The sequence below is a fragment of the Gilvimarinus sp. 1_MG-2023 genome (assembly GCF_030548285.1).
The window spans coordinates 1-241 of record NZ_JAUOSC010001587.1 but is presented as its reverse complement, the minus strand read 5'-3'; the positions used below and the strand labels follow the sequence as shown (position 1 = coordinate 241).

The 241-nt window shown below is 56.4% G+C and carries 1 protein-coding gene; it reads left to right on the top strand.

All coding sequences use genetic code 11. From position 1 onward, the window contains the following. Window positions 1–241: winged helix-turn-helix domain-containing protein (locus Q4563_RS22150; protein ID WP_303606073.1), on the top strand; the 241-nt coding region annotated here is incomplete at both ends.

The following is a 241-nucleotide window of genomic DNA, read 5'->3' as shown; positions in this document are numbered from 1 at the left end:
GCCTGATGCTGGACCCGGTCTGCCATCGCGTTACCGCTCATGGCGACCCGATTGACATCGGCCCTACGGAGTATCGTTTGTTGCAGTTTTTCATGACCCACCAGGAACGGGCCTACTCCCGAGCCCAGCTGCTCGATCAAGTCTGGGGTGGTAATGTGTACGTTGAAGAGCGCACCGTTGACGTGCATATTCGTCGTCTGCGCAAAGCACTCGGTGAGTCTCACGAACAACTGATCCAAAC